The organism is Geomonas sp., assembly GCF_035254065.1.
In the GTDB taxonomy this organism is placed as follows: Bacteria; Desulfobacterota; Desulfuromonadia; order Geobacterales; family Geobacteraceae; genus Geomonas.
On the sequence record NZ_DATFBA010000029.1, the window covers coordinates 1 to 3,476 of the forward strand.

Consider the following 3,476-nt stretch of genomic DNA (forward strand, 5'->3'; position numbering starts at 1 on the left):
AGGTCCCCCCCTTGATAAAGGGGGGATAGGGGGGATTGCGTTTGGCTTTCCTCGGCAATTGCGGCGGCAGCTCCCCCTCCCCGGCCCTCCCCTTTCGGGAGAAAGGACGTTCGGGCCTACCGGAGCTGGCGGAGAAAGGCCGGGGGGCGCGCAGATGGCTGCCCTCACCCCCCCTTCGGGCACCCTCTCCCCTAAAGGGGCGAGGGTAGAGGTAAAGAAGACCCGCTACGCGAGCTTGGTCCCTTCGGCGTCCTGCGGGGGGGCCGGCGGCAGGGTGAAGTAGAAGGTGGCCCCTTCTCCCGGCTCGCCCACTGCCCACACACGCCCTCCGTGGCGCTGGATGATGCGGGCCACGGTGGCCAGACCTATGCCGAGCCCCGCGAACTCCGCGTCTGAATGCAGCCGTTGGAAGGCACCGAACAGCTTGTCCGAATAGGCCATGTCGAAGCCGGCGCCGTTGTCGCGCACGAAATATGCACTCTCTCCACCCTGTTCGTCAACCCCGAATTCTATGAGGGCTTCTTCTTTTTTTCCCGTGTACTTGCAGGCGTTACCGAGCAGGTTGTCCAGCACCACCCGCAACAGGTCGGGGTCCCCCTCGGCCTCGACCCCCTCCGGGATCCGGAAGCTGATCCGGCGCTGTGGCTCGCGCATCCTGAGCTCGCCGGCTATCTCGGCGGCGATCTCGGACAGGTCGGTCCGCTGGCGGACCAGTTCGCTCCGGGAGAGCCTGGAGAACTCGAGCAGGGTGTTGATCAGCCGGTTCATGGCCAGCGCCTCGGAATCGATGATGTCGATGAAGCTTCTCCCCTGCTCGTCGAGGAGCTCCCCGTAGAGCTCCTGCATCAGCTGGCAGAAACCGCTGATCTTGGTGAGCGGGCTCCTCAGATCGTGGGAGACCGTGTAGCTGAAGGACTCCAGGTCGCGGTTCACCTTCTCCAGATCGTGGGCCCTCGCCTCCAGCCGCTCGTTCAAGAGTGCGATCTCGTGCTCGCTCTGCTTTCTCAGGGTGATGTCGTCGGTCACCGCCACGAAGTTGGTCAGCTCCCCCAGCTCGTCCCAGAGCGGCGAGAGCGACACCGCGCCGGTGTAGGGCTCGCCCCCTTTCTTGACCCCCTCCAGCTCGCCGCGCCACTCGGCTGCCGACTCGATCAGGCCAGCGGGGAGCTCTCCCAGCTGCCTGAGCGTCCAGAGGCTCGCGCCGATCAGCTCGCCGGCCGGGTAGCCGGTAAGCTCGCTGAAGCGAGGGTTCACGTACTCCACCGTCCCCTGCCGGTCGGCGATCACGATGCCGCTGCCGCTTTGCTCCACCGCGCGCGAGAGCTTTCTGACGAAGGCCTGCTGGGCCTTGAGCTCCTTCTGGAGGGTGAGCGCCTCCAGGCACTCCTCGATGGCCGAGAAGAGCTTGTCGGTCTCCACCGGCTTGATCAGGTAGCGGCTGATGCCGATCTCGATGGACTCGATCAGGTAATCGGTGTCCGAGTGGGCGGTGGTGACGATGATGGGGACCCCGGGGTCGAGGGCGAGGATACCCCTGGCCATCTCGATGCCGCTCATCACCGGCATCTTGATGTCGGTCAGCACCAGGTCGGGCGAAAGCTCCTGGAAAAGCTTGAAACCGGCGGCCCCGTTTTCCGTGCTGTGGATGGCAAGCCCGGGAAAACGCCTCCCCAAGACGGTGCAGACGGTCTCCCTGGTGATCTGCTCGTCCTCCACGTACAAAAGCGTGGAGCCTTCGTATGTCGGCCGGTGCGCAACCATCTCAGACCTCGATCCTGAATTCGGCCCCGCCGCCCGTGTTGCGGGCGGAGAGCGAGCCTCGCATGCTCTTTTCCACGATGTTCTTGGCCATGAACAGCCCGATGCCGGTCCCCTTCCCCTGCTCCTTGGTGGTGAAGTAGGGTTCGAAGATGCGGCCGAGGATCTCCTCGCTGATCCCCCCCGCGTTGTCGGCAATGGTCAGCACCGATTTCCCCTCCTCGCCGAACACCTCGACCTGGATGAGGGGGTCGTCGCAGCGGCGCCCGGAGAAGGCGTCCATGGCGTTGTTGAAGATGTTAAGCAGCACCTGGGAGAACTCGTTGGGGAAGCCGTCGATCTTCTGGGGCTGCCGCACGTTGACCTCCACCCGGATCCCCTTGTTACCCAGGCTGCCGCTGATCAGCGCCAGGGTCCGCTCGACCACCTGCCCCAGGTCGAACTGGCTCTTCTGCCGGTCGGGGGTGAAGAAGTTCCTGAAGTCGTCGATGGTCTGCGACATGTGCCGGACCAGCTGCATGATCTTGGTGGTGGAGGTGTAGAGCTGGTCCTTGCTGAAGTTGCCGTACTCGAAGGAGAGGGTGAGGTCCTGGACCAGCAGCCCCACCGCGTTGAGCGGCTGGCGCCACTGGTGGGCGATGTTGCCGATCATCTCCCCCATGGCCGCCTGGCGGCTTTGCTGCATGAGCACCTCGTCCTTCTTCCTGAGCTCCTCCAGGGCCTGCAGGCGCTCCGCGGTCTCCTTGTTGAGGGCGGCGCTCCGCTCGGCCACCCGCTTCTCCAGCTCGCGGTTCAGGCTGGAGAGCGACTGCTGGGCGGCCAGCAGCTCCTGGTTCTTCTCGGCGGCCAGCTGGTAGGTGGAGAGGAGCAGCTCGATGATCTGGGCCCGCCCCGCCTCGATGCGGTAGGTGCGGTCGTGGAAGCGGACGTTGACCTCGCGGCCGTCCTCCGACTCCAGGCAGGCGTGCTCCTTCTGCAAGACGGCGGCGATCCGGGAGAGGAGCAGCCGGTTGGAGTAAGGCTTGGAGACGAAGTAGTCGGCGCCCGCCTCCAGGCTGTGCAGGACGTCGGCCGGGTCGTTCAGGTGGGTGAGCAGGATGATGGGGGTCTCCCTGACCCCTTCGCTCCCCCGGACCCGCCGGCAGAGCTCGAAGCCGTCCATCTCGGGCATCAGGATGTCGCTGATCACCAGGTCCGGCAGGCGCTCCTCGATCAGGGAGAGCGCCTCGGCGCCGTTTTTGGCCGAGCAGACGCGGTAGCCGTGGACGGTCAGCACCTGCTCCAGCAGCATGGCCTGGGTGGGGCTGTCGTCGACGATCAGGATGAGGGGGGCGCCGGCTCGGGCGTTTTCGGGGTCGTGCATCGCTGCTGCTCCTTATGGTTCCTGGGAGGGGGGCGGGGGTTGGACCAGCCCGCGCAGAAGTTTGAGGATCCCCTGGGGGGGGAGTACGTAGAGGGCGGCGCCCGCCTTCACCGCGCCGCCCGGCATGCCGAACACCACCGAGCTCTCGCGGTCCTGGGCCACGGTGACCGCACCCTGGTCACGCATCTCTTTCAGCCCCTCCACGCCGTCGGTACCCATGCCGGTCAGAAGCACCCCCACCGCCTGTTTTCCGTAGCGCCGGGCGACGGAGCGGAAGAGGACGGAGACCGAGGGGCGCAGCCCCTGTTCGGGGGGAGCGCTGGAGAGGTGGATGCGTCCGCCGGGGCCCGCCTCC

3 protein-coding genes are annotated in these 3,476 nt (G+C 66.1%); all 3 read right to left on the reverse strand.

Annotated elements, in window-relative coordinates:
• Nucleotides 1–225 precede the first annotated feature (225 nt).
• Entirely contained in the window at nucleotides 226–1,761 is a 1,536-nt protein-coding gene (locus VJ604_RS01690; protein ID WP_324079650.1) for a sensor histidine kinase, read from the reverse strand.
• A gap of 1 nt (nucleotide 1,762) precedes the next feature.
• Nucleotides 1,763–3,121, reverse strand: a complete 1,359-nt coding sequence (locus tag VJ604_RS01695; RefSeq protein ID WP_324079651.1) for a hybrid sensor histidine kinase/response regulator — start codon at nucleotides 3,119–3,121, stop codon at nucleotides 1,763–1,765.
• Nucleotides 3,122–3,133: 12 nt separating this feature from the next.
• On the reverse strand, nucleotides 3,134–3,476 hold a 343-nt coding region (locus tag VJ604_RS01700; protein WP_324079652.1), incomplete at its 5' end, for a CheB methylesterase domain-containing protein.

What these genes read in the sequence shown, in the direction of transcription:
- VJ604_RS01695 (WP_324079651.1), bottom strand. Translation starts at nt 3,121, where the DNA reads ATGCACGACCCCGAAAACGCCCGAGCCGGCGCCCCCCTCATCCTGATC.
- VJ604_RS01690 (WP_324079650.1), bottom strand. Translation starts at nt 1,761, where the DNA reads ATGGTTGCGCACCGGCCGACATACGAAGGCTCCACGCTTTTGTACGTG.